Origin of the sequence: Kineothrix sp. MSJ-39, from assembly GCF_018917935.1 — a bacterium.
In the GTDB taxonomy this organism is placed as follows: Bacteria; Bacillota; Clostridia; order Lachnospirales; family Lachnospiraceae; genus CAG-194.
This window is the reverse complement of the sequence record NZ_JAHLPN010000016.1, coordinates 19091-43072: the sequence shown is the minus strand read 5'-3', so window position 1 is coordinate 43072 and position 23982 is coordinate 19091. Positions and strand designations below refer to the sequence as shown.

The window sequence follows — 23982 nt, the reverse complement described above, 5'->3', positions numbered from 1 at the left end:
GCTATAGCCTTTATCTATAGCCACGATCTATAGGACATAATCTATAAGACATAATAAAACACCGGAATGACATCTACACGCAATCACGCTTGACTCCCTTGCGATTTGTTTGAAACACATTTTGCACGAGCTCCGGCCACCAAAAAGCATGGTGGTCTCTCCGCTCGGCAAGTGTTTCACAAATCTCAGTCGTCTACGCTATCGATTGCTTTGTAGATATCATTCCGGCGTTTATCTATATGCTACCTATCTTATATATTTCCAGCAGTTCACTATCAGTCTTAGTCTACCGGCTTACTTTCATCTGCCTCATAGTCAAAGAAATCAAAATCTGCATAATGGCTGTGCTTCATGCGGTCTGCGCAGGTCAGCCCGACAAAAGCACCTGTGAATTCACCGTATTTGCAGTACTCATCAGAATACTTTGTGGTATCGAATACTTTACCGATCTTCTCAAAGTGTTCTCCGTCATAGCCCCACTCAAACCAGGACTGGCGGCCTCTGATGCAGAGTCTTAAGTAAACCTCTCTGTCATCAACAGGAATTCTGGTATTTAAAAATTCTTCCTTCTCCCCGTTGTCAAGCTGGATAATGGAAAGTGCACTCTGTCCGAGCGTTTCACTGTAATACTTTCTGAGGTTTACATAATTCATATTGTCATAGTACAGGATCAAACCTGCGCTGTGCTGATGGATCTCCGGTTTGAAATCCATTTTGGTTGTGATCGTAGCATAAACGCTTGTCAGTTTTCTAGCAAGGATGCTGACTTTATTTAAAGAAGTTCTGGCTTCCTGTCCACGGATACGCACATAGCCCGGACGTGCTTTTACATCTGCAAAGCTCTGTGGCATGATCCTTGGTGCATAATACCAGTTACCCAGCTCTTCCCCGTCAAAATCATCAAAGGATGGAACCTGTGGCAGTTTTACTTCCGGCAGATTGGCTTCTTCGACTTCCATCTTTGCAAAATTGCTGCCGTCTGCCATACGCAGCCAGCCATCTTCTGTCCACATCATTTTCTGGATCGCAGTTTCTCTGCCGAGTGTACAACGAAGCTCCGGTACAAACGGTCTTGCACATAAATGCATCAGATATACTTCTCCGTTCTGTGTTTCCACATAGCTGCCATGTCCTGATTTCTGCAGAATGGAATCCGGATTAAAGTATTTTGGTTTCAAGTGATCCGGGTCGTGACGTTCATTGGATTCATTTGGAGAGGATGTCACAATTGGGTTCTTTGGATCTCTTTCATAAGGTCCCCAGACATTTTTGGAACGTCCCATCGTCACACAATGATTATATCCGGTTCCACCTTCTGCACACATAATATAGTAATAGCCACCGCGTTTGGTCAGATGAGGGGCTTCAATACAGCCTCTGTCTGTACCACCGCGCCACATTGGCCGAGGGTAACCAACGATCTCCTTTTTCACAGGATCATATTCTACAATACTGATAAAGCCTGGTTTTTCATAGCCAGCACGTGTTTCCCATTCCAGTGACACAACATATTTCTTTCCGTCATCATCATGGAACATGGAAGCGTCAAAGCCTGAAGAATGCAGATATACAGGCTTACTCCACGGTCCTTTGATGTCCTTTGCCGTGATCACAAAGTTGTCTACATCAAAGTATCTGGCATTCATGGAATTCATAACACCGTATACTACATAAAATAAATCTTCTTCCTTGCAATAGGTCAGGCAAGGTGCCCAGATTCCCTTTGCGGAAGGGAGTTTTTTCAGATCTACCTCTGTATCGTCTGTCAGTACATGTGTATATAATTCCCAGTTTTTCAGATCCTTGGAATGGTAGACCGGAATGCCCGGAAACCACTCAAAAGAAGAAACTGCTGCATAATAATCATCCCCTTTTCTGCATACGCAGGGATCAGGATTAAACCCTTTAAAAATTGGATTCTGAATCATATTTTTCTCTCCGTTTCTCATGTATACTCATCTGTCAATTTATCTGTTACAGCTTTCTATCTATTTGTCGGAAACCAGCCAAAATCAACACATCTGCCAAGATCCCAACTGTCCCAGCCGATCCAGCCCGGCTCATTGACGGTATCTACTAAAAGCTTGTAGCTCCAGTAGAAGTAACCGCTTCCCTTTTTCCATGCATCAAGTTGTGCATTGGCAACTGCCTGATAGATTTCTTTTTTCTGCTCCGGTGAAAAGCTTTCCTGTGCAGTGCCTTCCATACCGTTTAATACGGACTGTCCGCCCTTTGTATCACAGCCGCAGGCAAGGGAGTTAAATAAACACCATTCGCCGCAGACAACCGGGAAATACTGCTCCATTTCTTCGATCATCTTTGCATATTTTGTCTGTACATATTCTACATAGCCTTCCACAGTCTGCGGACAGCCATCCATTTCTGCCATCATGAGGTACTGGTGGGTATCCAGCACAACATTCTGATATTCGTCCTCCTGCATGAAATCTTTCCATGCCATCAGGTCAAAGCCATCGTGGATCACAACATATTTTTCCGGTGCAAGATGCGCTCTCATGCGTGCATATGCTTTTTTATAAAACTCTCTTAAAAATGCCATGCTGATCGGGGCTGTGCCCTTTGCCATTTCCGGATCTACAGCCGGGTAACGTTTTGTGATATCAAAGGACTCCCATGCTGCTTCTGTCAGCGGCTCGTTGATCACTTCAATGCCCCAGAGTCCTTTTCGATCGCCATATCTTTCAGAAAGACGCTCTAAAACAGTCAGTGTAAATTCCACTTCGTCCGGACACTGTGCCCATCTGCAGACACCGCAGATACCGCCATTGTCAAATCCGTTCTGCCCCATCGGAGCCGTATGCAGATCGATCAGGATCTGAAGGCCGTATTTTTCTGCCCAGGCAAATGCTTTGTCAAGCTCTTTGATACAACCGATAAACGGTTCTCTGTCTCCGAATATGAAATATGGTACAGGGATACGGATCACTTCCATTCCCATGCTTTTGATCGTTACAAAATCACGTTCTGAGATATATTCTGCACGATGCATCTGGATTCTTGCTTCATATACTTCTTTGGAAAGCTGGCGCGGCAGATAGTATTCGTCTTCTGCTGTTGTACCTGCAAATAAAGCAGGGCTCATCCATTTTTCAAGTACCAGCCAGTTTCCTAAATTCACACCTTTGATATACATACGATTCTTCCTTTCTGTCTTTCTTTATGGATCTTTTCTATATTGCCCCGGTCAGCTTGCTGCTGCCGGGGCATTTTCTGTTCTGCTTTTATATTCTTACTTTGCTGCTCTTTCTTTCAGATCTGCAATGATCTGGTCGAATTCTTTGTCAAGCTGCCAGAACTTCATAATGATCAGACCGATCACATATACTGCGATTGGGATCCATACGAAGCTGATACGGATAGAAGCCAGTGCGGAAGCTGTCTGTGATGCTGCATCTCCCACATAACCACCGATCTCAAGGATCAGACCAAGGAGTGCGGAGCCCAGTCCGTTACCGATCTTATAACCGAAGCTGCAGGCACTGTTTACAAGACCTTCTGTACGATAGCCAGTTTTCCATTCGCCGTAATCGATCGTGTCAGATACCATTGCCCACATAGTTGCACCGCCGCAGGCATTACCAATACCTCTTACGATACTGGATGCTACGATCATTGGCATTGCACCGCCGGAGAAGTTCAGCATCAGCATACCGATGATGTCAAGTACCAGTCCAAGGGAGAATACGTTTCTCTTACCGAATTTCTTAACAAGCATTGCAATAAAGAACATGGCAAGGATCTGTACCACATTGAAGATACCGTTGATCGTGCTGACTAAGTTTCTGTCTCCTAAAATGTCTTTTGCATAATAAACAGTAGAACCACCGTTTACGGAATACATTAAGAAGAAAAGTGCAAGCATGCATGTCATCATGATCCAGTATTTATTTTTGAATAAAGCCTTCAGACCTTCCTTGAAAGGAACATCAACAGCCTCACCGTTTTCATCGTGTGCTGCTGCTTTTACACGTTCCTTTGTACCAAAGAAAGTGAACAGGAATGCGATCACTGCTAACAGGCCAAGGACACAGAATGCTTTTGTCCATGCTGATACGTTGTCACCGAAGAACTCTACCAGAGGAAGGGTTACTGTGTTGATGATCAGTGTTCCGGCAGTTGCCAGCAGGTTACGGAAAATGCTCAGTACGGATCTTTCATATGGATCCTGTGTCATCAGGGCATTTAAAGATGAATAAGGTACGTTGATCGCTGTATATACAACTGTTGATGTCAGGTTGTATGTTACGAAGATGTAAACCAGCTTTGCTGTCTGTCCCCAGGATGCAGGAACGGAAAACAGAAGCACGCCGCATACGGCAAACGGAATACACATACGCAGGATCCAAGGTCTTGCTTTACCGAATTTGGATTTTGTTCTGTCTACGATAACACCCATGATAATATCACTGATACCGTCAAAGATTCTTGATACCATCATGATCGTACCAACTGCCAGTGCACTTACCCCTGCATAATCCGTGTAGTAGAATAATAAGAATGCGGACATTGCTGTGTAAATGATGTTACAGCCGAAATCGCCGCAGCCATAAGAAAATCGTTCTAAAATCTGCTTAAAGGTCAATTTACTCTTTCCCATTTTGTAGCTCTCCTCTTTCTTCCTAAGTCTTTTCTTTGCAAAAATCTCTCTCTTTTGCCATTATCGCTTATTAAATAGTTGTTTGCGCTCACATCTATCTTTGTTTGTAAGGTTATTTTACAATAGACTTTCTGATATGTTTAGTATCTATACTCACTGAAAAATAGGTCGATATTCTCTTTTTCATTGTATCTTATCCTATCGCATGTTATGATCTGGATAACACATAAATTGCAAGTCACATAACAGGACTTCATCACAATACGCAAAGGTGGTTGACATAATATGAGCACAACACATGAGATCGTCCTGACTCCGGTCACGACCAAAGTACGTTTTTATACTTCTGTCGATAACGGCAGTTATATTCCCTCCCACTGGCACAGAGCGATCGAGATCATTTATCTGCAGACCGGCGCGCTGACCGTTACTGTGGAATCCCATACGCAGGAACTGACTGCCGGGCAGTGTATCCTGATCAATTCCAATGTCGTACACGCTACCCAGTGTACCATTCCCAATACGGCGGTCGTATTCCAGATCCCTCTGGACTTTATTGAAACCTATATCCCGCAGGTGCGCTCTCTTCTGTTCCATCTGCCGGAAGGCTCCGCCGATCCAAAGGAACGTACCAAGCTGGATATTTTCAAAAATACATTGGAAAAGATGCAGATCGCCAATGATATGCAGCCGGACGGTTTTTTACTGCGTTTTAACAGTCTGCTGTTTGAAGTGCTGTTCCAGCTTTATCATAATTTCAGCACAAAAGTCATGCATTCCGATTTCAGTAAAAAGAAAAAAGAACTGGATCGTTTAAATCCAGTTCTCCAATATACAACCGAACATTATAATGAACCGATCTCCATTCAGGAGATTGCAGATGTTGCCTGCCTGCAACCGGGCTACTTCTGTCGTTTTTTCAAAAACAACATGGGCACCACCTTTCTGGAATATCAGAACGAGCTTCGTCTGTCCCACATTTATCAGGATCTGATCACCAGCAAAGATCCTGTCAATGTTATCTTGGACAGACACGGTTTTTCCAATTATAAGCTGTTCCGCCGCGTTTTCCGGGAACACTTTGGCGATACACCGTTGAAAATACGTCAGATGCATGCGCAGTCGTAAGCATTTCAGGCTGTTTCCAGTATATCAAACTGACTGTTGTAAAGCTCTGCATAAAAGCCATTCTGTGCCAGCAGTGATTGATGGGTTCCGCTTTCAATGATATCGCCGTCCTTCATGACAAGGATCAGATCCGCATCCTTGATCGTGGAAAGACGATGGGCAATGACAAAGGAAGTTCTGTTTTCCATAAGCAGATCCATTGCCCTCTGGATCTGCTGCTCTGTTCTCGTATCCACAGAAGAGGTTGCTTCATCCAGAATAAGCATCGGCTTATCGGCGATCATGGCACGTGCAATGGTCAGCTGCTGCTTCTGTCCCTGTGACAGATTGACCTGATCATTCAAAACAGTATCATAGCCCTTTGGAAGTGTGCGGATGAAATGATCGAGTCCTACTGCGCTGCATGCCTTTTTCATTTTTTCTTCGGATACACCTTCATTGCAATAGATCAGATTTTCCCGCACCGTTCCTTCAAAAAGCCACGTATCCTGTAATACCATACAAAACTGCTCATGCACGGTTTCTCTTGTCAGCTCACTGGTCGGGATTCCGTCGATCAGTATCCGTCCGCCCTGGATCTCATGGAAACGCATCAGCAGATTGACCATTGTCGTCTTACCTGCACCTGTCGGTCCCACGATCGCCACCTTCTGTCCCGGCTTTGCGACTGCGGAAAAATCATGGATGATCGTCTTATCAGAGTCCTCATAGCCGAATTTTACATGGTCAAATACCACTTCGCCCTTACAATTCGGAAGTGCTTTCCGCTTTCCGCTTTCATCTTCCATCTCTTTTGCTTCCAAGAACTCAAAAACACGTTCTCCCGCTGCTCCTGCGGACTGCAGGGACTGCAGTGCCTGTGCGATCTGGGAAAGCGGCTGTGTAAAGTACCGCACATACATCATAAATGCCACGATCACACCAAAACTGATGCTGTCATGCAGTGCCAGTGCACCACCTACCACACAGACTGCCACATAACCCAGATTGCCGATAAAACTCATAATAGGCATCATCATACCTGACATACACTGTGCCTTAAAACCGCTCTCACAGAGCTTTTCATTCATTTCGTCAAACTTAGCCTGTGCCTCATCTTCTCCGTTATATGCCTTCACGACCGTATGACCTGCATAGATTTCTTCAATATGGCCGTTGATTGCTCCCAAATGTCTTTGCTGGCGGATAAAGAATTTCTGGCTCTTTCCCATGATCGTAAACATGATCACAAATCCGAGTAAACTCGCCACAACTGCTGTCAGTGTCATCCGTACATCTGTGATCAGCATCATAAACAGGCTGCCCACCAGAAGAATGACCGCTGTGATCATTGTTCCGATACTCTGGTTCAGGGATTGTGCGATCGTATCCACATCATTTGTAACACGTGACAGAACATCTCCTGTCGTTGTGGTATTATAATACCACATAGGTAATCTGTTGATCTTATCAGAGATAGCCGAGCGCATCTTCCGGGAAACCTTTTGGGTCATGGTTGCCATCAGGAAACCCTGCAATGATGATAACACATAACTGATCACGTAAAGTACAACAAGAAACAGACCAATATGCAGGATCTTATCCATATCCATCTGCGTGCCCGGCATAATGCCCGCCGTGATCGTATCCGTCATATCCGAAAGCTTATCCGGGCCGATCAGCGTACAGACCGTACCAACTATGGCGCATAGGATCGCTATGATAAATATTATTTGATACTCTTTGCAATACAGGAGCAGTTTTTTCCATGTTCCGGTCAGATCCTTTGCCTTCTCTCCTGTCATATTTCTTCCACGCCCCATTGGGCCTCTGGCTCTTGGCTGTTTCATCTGACCTACTTCATATTCGTTCTTTTCCATTATGCCAGTTCCTCCTTTGAAAGCTGTGAAAGTGCGATCTGCTGATATACCTCGCAGCTTTGCATCAGTTCTTCGTGCTTGCCCATACCCGCGGTCCTGCCATCTTCCAGTACAATAATCTTATCTGCATCACGGATCGTTCCGATTCTCTGCGCTACAATAATACGCGTCGTATCCTTACACGTCTGATCCAGTGCTTTTCGCAGGATCCGGTCTGTTTTATAATCAAGTGCTGAGAAAGAATCATCAAAAATAAGTATTTCCGGTTTACGGGCGATCGCACGTGCAATAGACAGTCTCTGCTTCTGTCCGCCGGACAGATTACTGCCGCCCTGTGCCACATAGCCATCATACGTATCCTTCATTCCAGCCACAAATTCTTCTGCCTGTGCAGTCTCTACCGCAGCTTTTACATCTGCATCAGTTGCCCGCTGCTTCCCATTGTCTCCGTATGCCACATTGGAGCGGATCGTTCCGGAAAAGAGCGTTGCTTTCTGCGAAATGTAACCGATCTTGTCACGGAGTTTTTTCTGTTTATAGTCTCTGACATCTACGCCGTCCACAAGTACCTGTCCATCTTCCACATCGTAAAAACGCGGAATCAGATTGATCACGGTACTTTTGCCGCAGCCTGTTGCACCGATCAGTGCAACCGTTTCTCCCTGCTTTGCCGTAAAGGAAATATCATTCAGGACACAGGCATCCGCATCCGGGTAACGGAAGGAAACATGGTCAAATACCACTTCTCCCTTTACACCGGCTTTTCCGTTTTCTTCCCTGCCATCGATAATGGAAGGCTCTGTTTCCAGCACCTCTAAAATACGATGCGCAGAAACTGACGCCCTTGGCAGGATCATATAGATCATGACAAGGAGCATGAATGCCATAACAACCTGGATCGCATACTGTGAAAATACCATCATATCGGAAAACAGGCTGATCTTATCCATAAGCTGCGCTTCATGGATCAGAACCGCACCAATCCAGTAGATAGCCAGAGAAAGACCGCTCATAACAAGCTGGATACTCGGCATCAAAAAAGACATGGCACGATGTGCAAACAGGTTATTTGACATCAGCGCCTCATTTGCTTTCTCAAATTTTTCTTCCTGATAACCTTCCGCATTATACGCCCGCACCACGCGGAGTCCGGTCAGATTTTCTCTTGTCACACGGTTCAGATCATCTGTAAGTGTCTGTACTCTCTTGAATTTCGGGATAACCAGTACCAGACAGACAGCTACGACAATCAGTAATACCGCTACCGCAACACCGGTTGTCAATGTCCACTGCCATCTCTTGTCTGCGATCTTGCAGATTGCCCATACTGCCATGATCGGTGCTTTTACAAGCATCTGCAGCCCAAGCACGATCAGCATCTGGATCTGCGTCACATCGTTTGTGGATCGTGTGATCAGGCTGGCTGTGGAAAATCTGCCAATCTCTTCCATAGAAAAAGACTGCACTTTTTCAAATAACAGACCGCGCAGCGTTTTGGAAAATCCTGTGGCGATCTTTGCAGCGCAGATTGCTGTGATGACCGCCGCTGCCAAACTGCCCAGCGCACAAAGCAGCATCTTACCGCCTGCTGCCAGGATATCTCCCATCTCACTGCCCGGTGTCTGCACCAGTCTGGTAATGTCCGCCATATATTCCGGCATTGTCAGATCCAGCCACACCTGCAGCACAATAAAAATAAGAGAAACAGCGATCAGGCACCATTCCTCTTTTTTCAGGTTTCTAAATAATTTTAACATCTCAAGGCGCCTCCATTAAATCTCATACATCGGTCAATGTCTCTGATTATAGGGCAGGTGCCATGACAGGTCAATTAAATATATATAAACAAATTATGAAACATTTTCTCATGTTTAAATTTTACGTTGCATACTCTCTTCCACATATACCTGATTTCTGCCACTGTTTTTGGCAATATACAATGCCTGATCAGCTTTCTGGACTGCATGATTGTAATCGCCGCCTTCATAAATTGTGACGCCGATGGAAACCGTAACAGGACATACACTTCTTGCCTGCGTCTCAATTATCCTGCGGATCTTTTCTGCGCGGTTTACCGCCATGGCAGGCGATTCCTGCGTGATCAGCAAAAACTCTTCTCCGCCCCAGCGGATCATGTAATTTGGTACATCCGTCGTCTGTGAAACAGCCAGTTTGACAATTTCCTTCAGCACGACATCTCCACCCTCATGACCATAAGTGTCGTTCACATGCTTAAACAGATCGATATCCATCAGCTGCACACATAAATTTTTGCCACCAAAGCACCTGAAACATTTCTTCTCATCAATAATGGAGTCCATGATATTGCGGTTGTAAATTCCTGTAAGCTGGTCATGATATGCATTTTCTTCCAGCTGCTGCTTTGCCTCGTACTGGGAAAGATACGTCCGTTCTATTGCCCAGTCGATCATACAGATCCCCACATAAAACGGGATTCCCAGGATCAGCATCATGGCAAATTCCGGATAATGCAGAAATGTGTTGGCGATCGCAATATCCACAAAAATAAGGCCTGTCAGCACAATGCCCCACTTGCATGGTGCGGCAAATCCCAGCAAAATAAAGATTGCCATGATAATGATAAAACCGTCACTTGCAAATGTCAGATCCGGCAGATACACACAGGCGCCGATCGTACACCACATGACACTGTGCCCCACCAGATAGGAAAGCGGTACAATGATCCTGTAATCATTGACCTTTGCATTGACGATCATAAATATGGCAAATGGGATCAGTATGGCTGTTCTTGCCGGAACCGTCACCAGATTGATCCGCCCAAACAGATACCAGTCTGAAACGGTATAAGATAAAGAAGAGAGACTGATCACGATAACCAGCCACATATTGATGCTTCTGTAATATTCAAACTTTGCCTGATAAAAAGTACTGTCTTTTTTCATTTTCTATCCCCTGGATACCCGCCGCTAACGCAGACTGCGCAAGTATTCCTTCTGTTCTTTTGTGATGCGGTAACTTTCGATCGCTTTCTGGATCGTTTTTCTGTGTACCCATTCCGGCAGACGATGCTCCTCTAAATAGGGGATTGTCTCCTCCCACTGCTTTGCCAGTGCTGTCGCCAGATACCATGCGATCATCATGTTTACATAATATTTCTCTGACCGCACCGCTGTGACAAGCTCCAGATACACAGGATCAAAATCCCCATCCAGATAAAGACGCATCAGCAGCCCGATCCCGTAACGTACTATATATGTTTTTTCGGATGAAATCCACTTTCTGATAACCGTTATAAGCTCTTTTTTGTGCTTTTCAAAGCATTTAGGCACTGGAAGATCACAGGTCGCCCAATTATCTACATAAGGCAGAAAGCGTTCTACCTCTGCCAGACAGCTCTCATATTCTTTGATCTGCGTGATCAGCATCATATGCAGATTATTTTCTTCATAATATTGATGCGGCAGCTGGCGCAGAAACTGCTCTGCTTCCTCTGTTTGTGCCAGCTGCTTTGCAAATTTCCGAAGCTGCGGTGTCCGTATCCCGATGATCGTATTCTTATCAATACCCGGCATCAGATTGCTGTGAAAATCCCTATATGCCAGATCCTGCATGGAAAATAACTGCTTTTGTAGTGAAGTCATGGAGTGTACCTGTTCCTTTGTTTATTCCATAAAATACTGGCATTCTTCATAATAGCTTTTCATTTCCTTCTCCATTAACTGTACCAGCTTGTCTACTTTTTTACTTTCCCGGTATTCTTTCAGTCCTTCTATATAAGCATTTCTATCGTCATCCAGTATAATAAACGGAGAAAGCGTTTCATTTTTCAGACTTTCTCTGAACAGAAGAAGCCTTCCTGTCCTGCCATTTCCGTCCTGAAAAGGATGAATTGCCTCATACCTGGCATGAAATTCAGCAAGTGTTTTGATATCTTTTTCCTGTTCATGGTACCAATTAAGCAGTTTTTCCATTTCCACCCCGACATCTTTAGGCAGAACTGTCTTATACATGCCCACCATATTCGGACGGGTCTTATACGCACCGATCGCATATCCGTTTGCTCTATCTTCAAATACCCCCGACTTTAATTCATAATGAAATCTCTTGATCAATTCTTCTGATAACTCTTCCTGCAATGTATCCAGCATATAGTTAAACATCAAAAAATGACCATTTGTTTCTTCTACGTCTTTTGCCCTGTAATAATCATTATTTTGCGGAAGTGTCCCTTCATCAAATAAAGAGGCTGTCTGCTCCGGTGTCAGTGTACTTCCCTCTATCTTATTGGAATTATACGCCATTGTCCGTTGTGTATATGCATATACCCCTGACCGGTCAAAACGCTTTCTCTCGATCATGAACCGCTCGATCAACCATTTTTTATACTGAACCATGTTTGCTCCTTCTCATAGATTCTATTTAGTCATAGCCACTTTACCTAAAGATACCTTTTCAAATCGTTGTTGTTCTGTTGTGACATTTTTCTTATCTATTATTTTCTGTGTATGGTTAAATATGACAATATTATTTGTTTCATCTATCTCACATGGAGACACGATATAAATATCTGCATTTTCATAAATTACTGCCTCTGTGTTGTTAATGATTTTATAATTTTTTTTACTGTTAGCACTACTTCTCCCCCACCCATAGATAATGGAAATTTCTAGCGATATACCAATTAACAATATTGCTAACACCTTAATATTAAAATATTTATGTACATATGATTTATGATTAGATTCCTGTTGATCAGCATGAAAAGAATGAACACAAAGTATTCCTGGAACAATCATAAAAAGGACAACTATAAAAAGAACAATACCATTTCCTATTGTGAAGAAGTCTCGAATACCTTTTTCTCCTTCTCTATACTGAATAACCAGAAATACAATAAACATAGTGAATATATAAGTTCCAATAAACTCAATAATATTCTTAAGTCCCCTTATTCTTATCCATTTATACATTTGATTACATATTACTAAATATAATACAAAAAATGCCATATACAAAAATACAACGTACACTTTTCCTTCATTCGATATACTAATATATCCATGTATAATCCCATAATGATCCAATGTTCCACAATCATAAGCAACGATAAATGTTTTAAAAATAAAAGTAACGATTGCAGTGATTACAGTTATAAAAACAGTCAATGATCCACTATGTTCCATTAAATATTTTACATTATTTTTGAACTTTTTTTCATTTATTTCATTAATCAGACGCCGTTCTTCCTGCTCTTTTTTATCCATCTGTTACCCCCATCCTCCCCATTAGTATATTATAAATTTCTGTTTGTATATTCTCACCCAAACATATATTACCTTTAGTGTCATGTATTTTTAATATTATACCATAAATTATTTCCCCCATAAACATTTACAAACAAAAATAAGCGTGTTACCATCTTTATAAAATAGTTGGGAGGTACCATATGGCAGAGATAAAATGGAAAGACAGAAAACGTATCATTTTCGGTCTTCCTTGGACATTTACAAAATACAGTTTAACGGAGGACAGACTTTTCATCAGCACAGGCTTACTCAGCACAAAAGAAGATGAAGTCCGTCTGTACAGGATCATGGATCTGTCTCTGGAGCGTAAGCTCTGGCAGCGATTATTCGGTCTTGGCACGATCAAATGCTGTTCCGCCGATAAAACAATGGGCGATTTTGAAATCAAAAATATTAAGGATTCCAAAAATGTCAAGGAAATGATTTCCGAACTGGTGGAAGAAGAACGTACCAGAAAAAGAGTCAGCAGTCGTGAATACATCAGTCATGATATGGATGATGACGACGATGACGAAAATACACATTAATTTCATAGGTTACTTATCGTACAGAGACGAGATACGCTCTGCGAATCTCGCTCTGATTAGCGATCGTCAAATGCACTGCATAAATGCATGCATTTTCCTCGTCGCCATAACATAAAACAGGCTGTCCGATTACGGAAGCCTGTTTTTTATTGCCCAATCCATGCTTTTCTGCATATGATAATAGCAAAACAATGATGTGGTATTTCTATGATGAATTGTCCAAATAATAAATGCAGAAATTGCTGCGGTGGCTATGATTCCTGCGGCACTTATGTAACGATTCAGGGTCCTCCCGGTCCTATGGGGCCGGAAGGGCCTCGTGGTGAACAAGGTCCGCGCGGTGAGCAGGGTCCTATGGGGCCACGCGGTGTAAAAGGAGAAACCGGATGTACCGGTCCTGTCGGCCCACGAGGTGCTGCAGGACCTATGGGGCCGAGAGGTCCACAAGGTGTCCGTGGAGATATTGGTCCGAAAGGAGATACCGGAGATATTGGTCCTCAGGGTATTCAGGGGAATCCGGGGCCGATCGGGCCCAAAGGGGATAAAGGGCCGATTGGGCCACAGGGTGATCCCGGTCCTATGGGACCTCCCGGTCCGAAAGGAGAACGTGGTGAAAAGGGCGAACGCGGTCCGATCGGCGAACAAGGACCTGTAGGTATGCAGGGTCCACAGGGTGAACTTGGCCCGCAGGGAATTCAGGGCGATAAAGGCTGCCCCGGGCCTCAAGGCGAGCAGGGCATTCCCGGTCCAGAGGGCCCTGCAGGTCCACAGGGTGAGCCAGGTATCCAGGGACCGAAAGGTGACACCGGCGAAACCGGTCCCAAAGGTGACAAGGGTGATACCGGCGAAAAAGGCGAACCAGGTATCCAAGGACCGAAAGGCGACACCGGCGAGACTGGTCCCAAAGGTGACAAGGGTGATACCGGTGAAAAGGGGGAGCAGGGTATCCAGGGACCAAAAGGCGACACCGGCGAGACTCCTGTCATCACGGTTGTAGAGGATACACCGCTCACTTATAAGTTGAACTTTAAAACACCTGCAGAAGATATCACAACGCCTAACCTGTTTAAACCACTTGAGGAATATCATGTAAATCTTTCTGCTTCCGGCAGTACTCTGAATATTCCATTAAGAAATCTGATTCTGACTTATCAGAATACTTCCACTACTTCTGTCCGGATCAGCGTCGCTGCCAAAGATACGACTGTTCCCGTTCTCACTGATATACGTAGAATTGCTATTTATAATGGAAGCTCCGTTGAATCACAGACCTTTAATAATGCAACCATCTCGACCCGGACCGTCATTGACGATCTGATGTATACACAATCGCAGGAATCTCACAGCATCAAGATCCGCCAACAAGATCCCGAAACAAAACTCTGGTCCTTATGCGAGATCCGCTCCTTTATCTCCAATGGTGCTGCCCGCACCTCCGTCTGGGTACAATGGAGTGAAGTTGACGTCAGCTATGAGCCACCTACCGTGTAAATGATTAAAATAAAACAGGACTTCCCGGATCGGAAAGTCCTGTTTTCTATTTCCGTACAGAATATATCAGTAGCTGAATAGCCTGATCCGACGAAGGTTTCCCGTCAAAATCCGCATAACTACTATGTATCTGCATCCCCAAAGGCTCTGTCATTGCTGCGATCTCATCCAGTGTATACAGTCTGATCGAATTTCCTTCCTCAAGCTCCGGCTTTGTGAGCGGCTTATCGTAAGCATAGTCTACCTGACCATAAAGCAGTGTTCTGGTAGCTTTATCCCATTCAAATGCGGATAGTGTCAGACCACTTTCTCCCGCATCCCACAGTTTACAGGGGAAATGTGTATCCGCATAGCTTCCATTCATAATATCCATAAAGTGTTTTCCGCCCTTTTTCAGTGCATCTGCGACCACATGAAATATCTTTTTGTTTTCCTCATCATTTTCCAGATAACCGATCGCACCGTCTGCCATATTGAGCACTACGTCAAAACTTTGAGTGAATTTTACCTCTCTGATGTCTGCACAGATAAATACAGCCTGCAATTTTTCTTTCTTTGCCTGTTCATTTGCATATGCCACATATTCCGGTGTTATGTCAACTCCTGTCACATCATATCCGCGCCTTGCAAATTCCAGTGCATGGCGTCCAAACCCACAGGCAAGATCCAGAACTTTTTCGCTTCCTTTCAGCTCCAATGTTTTGATGATAAAATCTACTTGTCTTTTTGTGTCCTCTACCCATGACATATTTTGGATGTCCAGTGTCCATATCTTCTTATACCAGTCTTTTTCCATTGCCTTCATGGTTACCTGCACCTCACTTTCTGCCTGTCAAAACAGTTGTCCCGGTAATTTTTTCTTTTCCTTGTAGTAAAATGTTTTATCAAATGCCTCTGCTTCCTGCTCATCCACATAATAGCCCTGTGGCGGCGCATATTCGCCTGTAATGCCATCGAGATATCCCGGAATAAGCTCCCTACACAAGAAAAAGGAAGCATCATCATCTTCCGTAAGTCCGTGATAACGGATTCCAAACTCACTTGCCTGTCTGTAGCCGCTTTTTCCGTAAAAATCAATATTTCCTTCCATACAGATGGCTCCACAGCCCAGTTCTTTTGCCTTTTCCAGTGAATAATCGAGCAGAATCTTCCCATAGCCTTTTCGCTTTAAGTCCGGTGCAATACAGATTGGTCCCATTGTCATGATCGGTATCTTTCTGCCGTCATCTGCCTGTATCTCTGCCTTCATAAACATATTCTGTCCTATGATCTGTCCGCCCATTTCCATCACAAAATCAAGCTCCGGTACAAAGGCCGCATCCTTTCTGAGCTGATGCAGCACATAATGCTCCAGACAGCCCGGACGATACACATTCCAAAAGCTCTCTCTTACGAGATTTTCTACTTCTCTGTATTCCTTTTCTTTTTCCGTCCGAATGATTATTGAATCTTTCATTTTCCAATCCTTTCATTTCCGTATAATTCTTCCGCAATTTTTCTAAGCGATGTCTCAAATTCCAGCTTTACCTGTTCTTTGTCCTCTGCCCCGTCATACATACTGTAAAAGAAAAACATCGTTGCATAAAACTGCACTGCCCTCTCGAAGGCTCTGTCAACCTTCATGCTTTCAAACAGGTCCTTTACATATGCCACAGGTCCGCTCACCAGATACTGCTGATACAGCCCCTGCATCTCCGCATTTCTGAACTGCTCCAAGGTAAGCATCTTACGAAAAGAGGATGCAAAATCATCCTCTGTCCAGTATGCAAACATAGACAGGCTGTATGCCATAAAATCTGCAAATGAAAGCTCCTGATAGCTCTCCGGCGCATTTTCTTTCCGTTCCTGCGGCATATCGTGACTTTCAGCCTGCTCCCCATCCCCCTGCTCCATACGTGCAAGAATATGGTCAAAAATATCCCGTTTGCTCTGATAATGCCGATACAGAGCCCCTTTAGTAATACCAAGCTCGCCGGCGATCTGACTGACGGATACTGCTTCATAACCATCCTGCGCAAACAGATGCAGCGAAACAAGTAAAATTTCTTCTTTTGTATTTCCCATACTATTTCCTCCCCAATTAAATAAACGACCGTTTACTTTAATATAGTAAACGGTCGTTTATTTGTCAAGCACTATTACATTTTTCTACCGCAGCCATTACAATAGGTATCTTTCACGGATATCCTGCTTGCACAGTCCGGGCACTTCACATAAATCGCTGCTCCGCAAAAAGCACAGTTATTGGCTTTTCTTGGCTGCAATTTTCCACACTTCGGACATATATGATGCAGTTTTATATAGAGCCATAAGCATGCCACACCAAACAGATTGGTTATCAGCGTAAGTACACCAAATATCCACGCATTTGCGCCCACTTCCCATGATTTTGAAACAACATATGCGGTTGTATATAACCAGTAAATACCAAGAATGATCCAGAACACGGCTATCAGACATCCTATAAATACATAATCACTGGTCTGCAGTGTAACTATGTTTTCCCAATCAATTTCATGGTCTTTCTGATGCTCTTTGTTCTCTCCGTCTTTTTCCCGCACCAGATTCTGTCCCTGTTCCTCACTGGTATTCTCCACCGTCTGTATCTGCTGCCTTATTTCCGATATCCGGCTTCCAAACTTTGCTATCGTTCCCACTCCTGCAATGATACAGAAAATAACAGCACAGAGGATCAGATTGCAGAATCCCTTTCGTGGATTCATTTTTGTCAGTTTTCCTTTTATTTGATCCATTTTCTACTACCTCCTTCCGTCTTCTGCCTTTATGATACAAAATGCAGTTAAACATCAAGAGGATAGTTTCTAAATGCTTTCTAAATTATTTTCTCTCCATTATGCCTCCATGTATCAAAAACCTCATCACTTTTTAACAAGCAGCGCGATGCTTTCACAATGTGTCGATAGGGTAATTGAGATGCACTTTCTTATATCCCTGTATAGAAAAAGATTGCATTGTATTTTAGATGTAAGCTAAATCAGCTTACGACTGACTCTGTTCTTTCTCTATGATTCACTACTCATCCCGTGATAATAACTTCCAAGATATTGTACCATAGATTATTTGTTGCGGAAATTACTTTAAAAATGGGCAGAAGAAAACCTCCAAATCTATTATAGACTTGGAGGCCTGATTCTAACCATTTTATTCACAGAAAACTGTTTTCCTGCTACTATAAAATAACTATGCCAGTGCAGATTCCTTCCCTGCAATAATCGCTTTCACTTCTTCTACGTTTTTATCTGTAGCCATAGCAATCTGCTCTGCAGTAAAACCATTGTTATGCATATTAAGAATAATTTTTTCTTCTTTTCTTGCTTCTCCAATCGCAATACCATCTTCTTTTATTCCCTGACTCAAGTTACACATAACGCTCACATCCTTCCTGAAGTTCTCCTCAATAGGAATATCGTATTCATTTCCAATTATGTTTAATTTTTCATCTATTGTAAGTTCTTTGGATAATAATGCTCCCAGTAGACGGTGCAGTTCATATGTTTCATCATGTTCCGGCAAATTCTTTGCCAGTCCAATCATTATGATATTCAGCAGATCAAGATTTCCCTTCCATTCATATGAACCGATCAAATCTTCCTTTGTGAGATGCACATGGCTCATGCTGCTCTCGTTCATGTTCATACATACCCAAATCGAATATACGCGCTTAATATCATCGTAGCTGGAGTTTTCAAAATCACGTTCTTTTTGTGATGAGATCAGTCTGCTTACATAAAAGACTGCCCGATTTAAGATTTCATATCCAGTTGGCTCGTCTTTCTGTGCTTCCACATTTATGATAATCTGTGACAATCCGTCTTTCATACGCACATAAAAGACGATATCAAATCTTACCAGCCCTTCATTGATATCTTCATTTTCTGTGTTAAAACCAACCAGTCTATCACCATTTTTTTCATGTGCTGCATTTGTAAGTCCGGGCTCTACAGGTATAGTACTGATATGTGGGGTTCCTTCAATACAATTGACAACATCCTTGGGATTCATGCCCTTAAACTCATCAACTGCCTTTACCAATATATGTGCCAGTATACTTTTCTGTCCTAACAGGCGCTTTGCGCTCGTATCATACTGCGCATCCTTATCAGTTGCTTTCACTACATTTTTCAATTCGGTGTTCACTGGTCTTCCTCCTCTATAGTATAACTTACCCATTTCTTTTATACAATCAATTTTTACGCTTGAAATAAATTGTAATAGTGTCTACATATTCTCCAAACGCTCTATCTTCTTTAAAGCCTCCATATAGGCTATCAGTCGCTTTTTTTGTTCTTCCTTAAGGCTATGATAATCTTCCACTAATCGAATATCATAAGGTGTAAAATGATTCACCGGGTTTGTGACAGCAATCTCTTCTTCCTCTTCAATTCCTTTTCCGGTAAGAAGCTGCTCCGGTGTAATCTGTAATACACTACAGATATCCATAATTTTATCGGCACTGGGATTCATCTTTCTCTTTTTCCATTCGCAAATGGTGCTGGGAGCAATTCCTACCTGCTTGGCAAACTCCGCTTGTGTCATTTTCCTCTCTTTCAAAACTTTTAAGATTCGTTCACTGATTGTCATTTTTATTCCTCACTCAATATTCACATTATTGAACTTTCACCATTTATCATATTGAATATATTATCATACAATGACCAGAAAATACAACATCAAATTTACTCCTACAAAACAGAAACGAGATTCGCTCTGCGAATCTCATCTCTGTTTTGCAATATCCTTATCACATTACCTATATTCATTTATAAATCCGATTTCCTCTTCTTCTGAAGCAGCGCGATGCTTTCACAATGCACGGTCCCGGGGAACATATCAACCGCCACAGCCTTCTCCATCTTATAGCCGCTTGCCTCAAATACAGCAAGATCTCTTGCCAGACTTGTTGGCTTGCAGGAAATATAGACGATGCGGTCTACACCGTAATCGATGATCTTTGTCAGTGCCTTCGGATGAATGCCATCACGCGGCGGATCTAAAATGATGAGATCCGGCTTTTCTTCAATCTTGTCTAAGACCTTCAAGACATCACCGGCAATGAATTCACAGTTATGTAAACCATTCAATTCTGCATTCTTCTTTGCAGCTTCCACCGCTTCTTCAACAATCTCCACACCGATCACCTTTTTGGCAACAGGCGCCATCAACTGTGCGATCGTTCCGGTGCCGGAGTAAAGGTCAAATACGATCTTATCCTTTTCTCCGTTTTCGTTCAGAGATCCGATATAGGAACGCGCTGTTTCATACAGAACCTCTGCGCCCAGCGAGTTTGTCTGGAAGAAAGAAAACTCTGTGATCTTAAAACGCAGTCCCAGTAATTCCTCGTAAAAGTAATCCTGTCCGTACAAGATCTCTGTCTTATCATTCTTGACTACATCTGCAACACTGTCATTATACGTGTGCAGAACGCCTACCAGTTTTCCGGTCAGATCAAGTTTACATAATTCATCCACAAGTGGCTGCAGATCATATGTGCCCAGTGTTGTTGTGACAAGTGCCACCATCAGCTCTCCTGTTTTCACAGCACGTCTGACAAGCAAATGGCGCAGATAGCCGCTTTGTTTCATACGATGATAAAACGAAATGTCGTTCTCCTGCCCCCAGGTAAGGACTGCGGAAAGCACTTTCCTGAAATCGGGATCTACGATCTGGCACTGGTCTACTGTTACAATATCGTAAAAACTGCCACGCTTATGCATACCAAGGCTGAGCGGACCATCCTTATAAGCATCTCCAAAGGAAAACTCCATTTTATTCCGATAACCATACTGGATCGGGCTTGGCTTAATGCCTTCAAATACATAAGCCGGCTCCTGATTTTGACTTATGTAAACCTCATCAAGAATCTGCTTCACCTGATTTTCTTTGATGGAAAGCTGTGCTTCATATGGCAGGTTCTGATAATTACAGCCACCACAAGCTCCAAAATGCGGGCATGGAGAAGCGATCTCATCTGGTGCTTTTTCCAGAATTTCCAGCACATTTGCTTCTGCTCTGCCCTTTTTCTTTTTGGTGATGCGGCAGCTTACCTTCTGCCCCGGTATTGTATTTTTGACAATAACCTTGGTATCCTCTACGGTCATGATACCTTTATTCGGAAATTGAATGCGCTCGATCACGCCTTCTACGATCTCACCCTTTTTCATAGTACTCCTTTTTGCTGTCGCTTGATTTTGTTGCCTCACTACAAAACGGGATTCCATCGGAATGGAATCCCGTTCAATGTTTTCTGTTTTGTTTTCGATTTATTCTTCTGTTTCGTCTGCCTTCTCATCTACTTTTTCAGCATCTTCTTCATCGAAAAAGTCATCATCAAAGTCATCATCGAAATCATCTTCAAAGTCTTCCAGATAATCCGGTGTAAAATACAGATATACTGCATATGCAATACCTGCTACTGCTGCAACAGCTCCGATGATTGCAAGAACCCAGAGGATTGCTCTTGGGAATTTCTTTTCCTCTTCTTCCTTCTTCAGGAAGTCATTTGCTTTGATCATTGCTGCAATGTCTTCTACCTTTAATTTGTTCATATTGATTCCGCCTTTCTTATATTATATTTCCTTTATTTTCATCCCAGTTAAGTATAGATAGTATACCACATTTTCTGCGTCATTACTACCAGTATTTTCTGTATGGTCCGGTAAAAATATTCTGTCATCAGATCTTCTGCAGCTTTGCGAAAGTTGCATACATGACCTTCTGCCCATACTCATTGAAATTGACGGTAACCTTGGTATCCTTCGGTCCAGGCTCCATCTTCAGCACAACGCCCTCTCCGAATTTCATATGACGCACCTTATCCCCGACCGTATACTGTACAGAAGCATACGCAGGCTTTGCCGGCGTCTGCGCAATAAACGGCTTGACCTTTTCCGGTGTTACCGCAGGCTTACGAAGGCTTGCGGATCTTGCGATTGTCTGACTGCCCGGTGTCACGTAGACCGGCTTCACAGTTGCTTTCGGCTTACTACTGAACGGCTTTCCGAATTCCTGCCGTCCCTGCCCAAAGGAAAGCGATCCTGTGCTGTACGGTTTCTGTTTAAACAGGCTCTTCTCATAGGAATCGTCCTCATAATCACTGAAACTCCTCTTATAAACAGGCAGCTTATTGTCTAAAAGTTCTTCCGGGATTTCCTTGATGAAACGGCTGATTGGATTATACTGCGTCTCGCCGCGCACCATACGCTGTTTCGCTGCGGTGATCGTCAGATCCTTTTTGGCTCTTGTGATACCCACATATGCCAGCCTGCGTTCTTCCTCCAGCTCGGAGCTGTCGTCCGCCGTGATCGTCATATAGCTTGGGAAAATACCATCCTCCATACCTGCCAGATAAACGTGGGAAAATTCCAGTCCCTTTGCACTATGTAGTGTCATCAGAAGCACTCTGTCCTGCTCTTCATCCACATTGTCAATATCCGCAACAAGTGCGACTTCTTCCAGAAAACCGGAAAGCGTCGCTTCCTCATGCTCCGATTCATACGCAACAACCTTGGAAAGCAGTTCGTCCACGTTTTCCATGCGGCTTTCCGCTTCTTCCTGCTCGCCCTCTGCCTGCAGCAGATCCATGTATCCTGTTGTGTCGATGATATCCTGCAGAAGTTCTTCCAGGCCGTAAACAGTCAGACGGCTTCTGAATACCTGTATCATATTGACAAACGGTGTGATCTTGGCTGCACTTTTGCCAAGTGTCGGGATCTGCTCTGCCTGCCGCAGTGCATCATAAAAGCTCAAAGCATTTTCATCTGCATAATTCTGCACCTTTGCGATCGTTGTCGCACCGATCCCACGCTTCGGGATATTGATGATACGCTTTACCGCCACATCATCGCGTCCGTTATCGATCGTCTTTAAATAAGCCAGCAGATCCTTGATCTCCTTCCGGGCATAGAAATTTACGCCGCCTACGATCGTATACGGAATACCGGACCGTACAAACTGCTCCTCCAGCATACGGGACTGGGCATTTGTCCGGTAAAGTACCGCGCAGTCCTGATAAGCGGCCTCTCCGGTCCGTTGTTTTTTCTTGATATCGGAAGCAATAAATTCCGCTTCTTCGTAAGCCATGTCAAACTGGCGGAAATGGATCCGGTTTCCCGCTCCCTGATCCGTCCAGAGTGCTTTATCCTTTCGCCCTACATTATTGCGGATCACGGCATTTGCCGCATCCAGGATATTCTGGCTGGATCTGTAGTTCTGTTCCAGCTTGATCACATGCGCATCCGGGAATACGGACTCAAAATCCAATATATTGCGGATGTTAGCACCACGGAACTTGTAAATAGACTGGTCATCATCCCCTACCACACATAAATTGCGGTTAGCCGCAGACAACAGTTTGATCAGTTCAAACTGTGCGGTGTTGGTATCCTGATACTCATCCACCATGATATATTGCAGACGATCCTGATAATTCTGGCAGACCTCCGGGCACGCCTTAAACAGCTCCACAGTCTGCATGATCAGATCATCAAAATCCATGGCATTATTCTTCCGCAAAACTGCCTGATATTCCCGGTAAGCCTTTCCGATCCGCTGCTTGGTAAAATCACCGAACGCATGCATTTCATATTCCTGCGGTGTGATCAGAGAATCCTTGGCAGAAGATATCGCAGATAAGATCGTGCGCTCCTTGAGCATCTTCGTGTCGATCTCCAGACGCTTGCATACATCTTTCATTACGGTCTTCTGGTCGTCCGTATCATAGATCGTAAAGTTGTTATCATAACCGATCCTGTCTGCATAACGGCGCAGGATCCGCACACAACTGGAGTGAAAGGTGGAAACCCAGATGCTTTCCGATCCCATCCCGACAAGGGCATCCACACGGTTCCGCATTTCCTGCGCTGCTTTATTGGTAAAGGTGATCGCCATGATGTTCCATGGGCTCACCTGACATTCCTCGATCAGATAGGCGATCCTGTGGGTAAGGACTCTTGTTTTTCCGCTTCCCGCACCGGCAAGGATCAGGACAGGGCCTTCCGTCTGCAGCACTGCCTCCTTCTGCTTTTCATTTAATGTATCGTAAATGCTCATAC

General features: G+C 43.8%; 21 protein-coding genes. 3 read left to right on the top strand and 18 right to left on the bottom strand.

Annotated features, from left to right (window positions below):
- Positions 1 to 281: 281 nt before the first annotated feature.
- From KQI22_RS10490 to KQI22_RS10480, 3 genes are all read right to left on the bottom strand, one after another.
- Complete coding sequence (locus tag KQI22_RS10490; protein ID WP_216552084.1) at positions 282 to 1928, bottom strand: glycoside hydrolase family 43 protein; 1647 nt, start codon at positions 1926 to 1928, stop codon at positions 282 to 284.
- 56 nt (positions 1929 to 1984) lie between these two features.
- Positions 1985 to 3154, bottom strand: a complete 1170-nt coding sequence (locus KQI22_RS10485) for a glycoside hydrolase family 5 protein (protein ID WP_216552081.1) — start codon at positions 3152 to 3154, stop codon at positions 1985 to 1987.
- Positions 3155 to 3250: 96 nt separating this feature from the next.
- Positions 3251 to 4618 (bottom strand): MFS transporter, encoded by a 1368-nt coding sequence (locus KQI22_RS10480; protein ID WP_216552079.1) that lies wholly within the window; start codon positions 4616 to 4618, stop codon positions 3251 to 3253.
- Positions 4619 to 4903: 285 nt separating this feature from the next.
- Between KQI22_RS10480 and KQI22_RS10475 the strand changes: the two genes are divergently transcribed.
- Positions 4904 to 5746, top strand: a complete 843-nt coding sequence (locus KQI22_RS10475) for an AraC family transcriptional regulator (protein WP_216552077.1) — start codon at positions 4904 to 4906, stop codon at positions 5744 to 5746.
- A gap of 5 nt (positions 5747 to 5751) precedes the next feature.
- Here KQI22_RS10475 and KQI22_RS10470 read toward each other — a convergent pair whose 3' ends face one another.
- From KQI22_RS10470 to KQI22_RS10445, 6 genes are all read right to left on the bottom strand, one after another.
- Entirely contained in the window at positions 5752 to 7605 is a 1854-nt protein-coding gene (locus KQI22_RS10470; protein WP_216552075.1) for an ABC transporter ATP-binding protein, read from the bottom strand.
- Entirely contained in the window at positions 7605 to 9362 is a 1758-nt protein-coding gene (locus tag KQI22_RS10465; RefSeq protein WP_216552073.1) for an ABC transporter ATP-binding protein, read from the bottom strand. The genes KQI22_RS10470 and KQI22_RS10465 overlap by 1 nt, the downstream gene beginning before the upstream one ends.
- 114 nt (positions 9363 to 9476) lie before the next feature.
- Positions 9477 to 10529 (bottom strand): GGDEF domain-containing protein, encoded by a 1053-nt coding sequence (locus KQI22_RS10460; RefSeq protein WP_216552071.1) that lies wholly within the window; start codon positions 10527 to 10529, stop codon positions 9477 to 9479.
- Between the two features lie 24 nt (positions 10530 to 10553).
- The gene (locus tag KQI22_RS10455) at positions 10554 to 11228 is read right to left on the bottom strand and encodes a DNA alkylation repair protein (RefSeq protein ID WP_216552069.1); all 675 of its coding nucleotides are present in this window, start codon (positions 11226 to 11228) and stop codon (positions 10554 to 10556) included.
- 21 nt (positions 11229 to 11249) lie between these two features.
- The gene (locus KQI22_RS10450) at positions 11250 to 11981 is read right to left on the bottom strand and encodes a Fic family protein (RefSeq protein WP_216552067.1); all 732 of its coding nucleotides are present in this window, start codon (positions 11979 to 11981) and stop codon (positions 11250 to 11252) included.
- Between the two features lie 21 nt (positions 11982 to 12002).
- Positions 12003 to 12851, bottom strand: coding sequence for a hypothetical protein (locus tag KQI22_RS10445; protein WP_216552065.1), 849 nt, complete (start codon positions 12849 to 12851; stop codon positions 12003 to 12005).
- 182 nt (positions 12852 to 13033) lie between these two features.
- On the opposite strand from KQI22_RS10445, the gene KQI22_RS10440 reads away from it, so the two are divergent.
- Both KQI22_RS10440 and KQI22_RS10435 read left to right on the top strand, forming a co-directional pair.
- Positions 13034 to 13420: a PH domain-containing protein gene (locus tag KQI22_RS10440; RefSeq protein WP_216552063.1), complete on the top strand. Its 387-nt coding sequence runs from the start codon at positions 13034 to 13036 to the stop codon at positions 13418 to 13420.
- Positions 13421 to 13999: 579 nt separating this feature from the next.
- Entirely contained in the window at positions 14000 to 14911 is a 912-nt protein-coding gene (locus KQI22_RS10435; protein WP_216552061.1) for a collagen-like protein, read from the top strand.
- Positions 14912 to 14957: 46 nt separating this feature from the next.
- On the opposite strand, the gene KQI22_RS10430 is transcribed toward KQI22_RS10435, so the two are convergent.
- The 9 genes from KQI22_RS10430 to KQI22_RS10390 form a co-directional block, all read right to left on the bottom strand.
- Positions 14958 to 15716, bottom strand: a complete 759-nt coding sequence (locus KQI22_RS10430; RefSeq protein ID WP_216552059.1) for a class I SAM-dependent methyltransferase — start codon at positions 15714 to 15716, stop codon at positions 14958 to 14960.
- Positions 15717 to 15743: 27 nt separating this feature from the next.
- Positions 15744 to 16367 (bottom strand): GNAT family N-acetyltransferase, encoded by a 624-nt coding sequence (locus KQI22_RS10425; protein ID WP_216552057.1) that lies wholly within the window; start codon positions 16365 to 16367, stop codon positions 15744 to 15746.
- Complete coding sequence (locus KQI22_RS10420; protein WP_216552056.1) at positions 16364 to 16975, bottom strand: TetR/AcrR family transcriptional regulator; 612 nt, start codon at positions 16973 to 16975, stop codon at positions 16364 to 16366. Before KQI22_RS10420 ends, KQI22_RS10425 begins: the two co-directional genes overlap by 4 nt.
- A gap of 74 nt (positions 16976 to 17049) precedes the next feature.
- Positions 17050 to 17664 carry a zinc ribbon domain-containing protein gene (locus KQI22_RS10415; RefSeq protein WP_216552053.1) on the bottom strand — a complete coding sequence of 205 codons (615 nt, stop codon included), beginning with the start codon at positions 17662 to 17664 and terminating at the stop codon, positions 17050 to 17052.
- 448 nt (positions 17665 to 18112) lie between these two features.
- On the bottom strand, positions 18113 to 19069 hold the full coding sequence (locus KQI22_RS10410; RefSeq protein ID WP_216552120.1) for a PD-(D/E)XK nuclease family transposase: 957 nt from the start codon (positions 19067 to 19069) through the stop codon (positions 18113 to 18115).
- Positions 19070 to 19150: 81 nt separating this feature from the next.
- Positions 19151 to 19513, bottom strand: coding sequence for a helix-turn-helix domain-containing protein (locus KQI22_RS10405; RefSeq protein ID WP_216552051.1), 363 nt, complete (start codon positions 19511 to 19513; stop codon positions 19151 to 19153).
- A 179-nt stretch (positions 19514 to 19692) separates the two neighbouring features.
- Positions 19693 to 21093 (bottom strand): 23S rRNA (uracil(1939)-C(5))-methyltransferase RlmD, encoded by a 1401-nt coding sequence (gene rlmD, locus KQI22_RS10400; RefSeq protein ID WP_216552049.1) that lies wholly within the window; start codon positions 21091 to 21093, stop codon positions 19693 to 19695.
- A gap of 99 nt (positions 21094 to 21192) precedes the next feature.
- Positions 21193 to 21477: a DUF4366 domain-containing protein gene (locus KQI22_RS10395; RefSeq protein WP_216552047.1), complete on the bottom strand. Its 285-nt coding sequence runs from the start codon at positions 21475 to 21477 to the stop codon at positions 21193 to 21195.
- Positions 21478 to 21604: 127 nt separating this feature from the next.
- Positions 21605 to 23980, bottom strand: coding sequence for an ATP-dependent helicase (locus KQI22_RS10390; protein WP_216552045.1), 2376 nt, complete (start codon positions 23978 to 23980; stop codon positions 21605 to 21607).
- Positions 23981 to 23982: the final 2 nt, after the last annotated feature.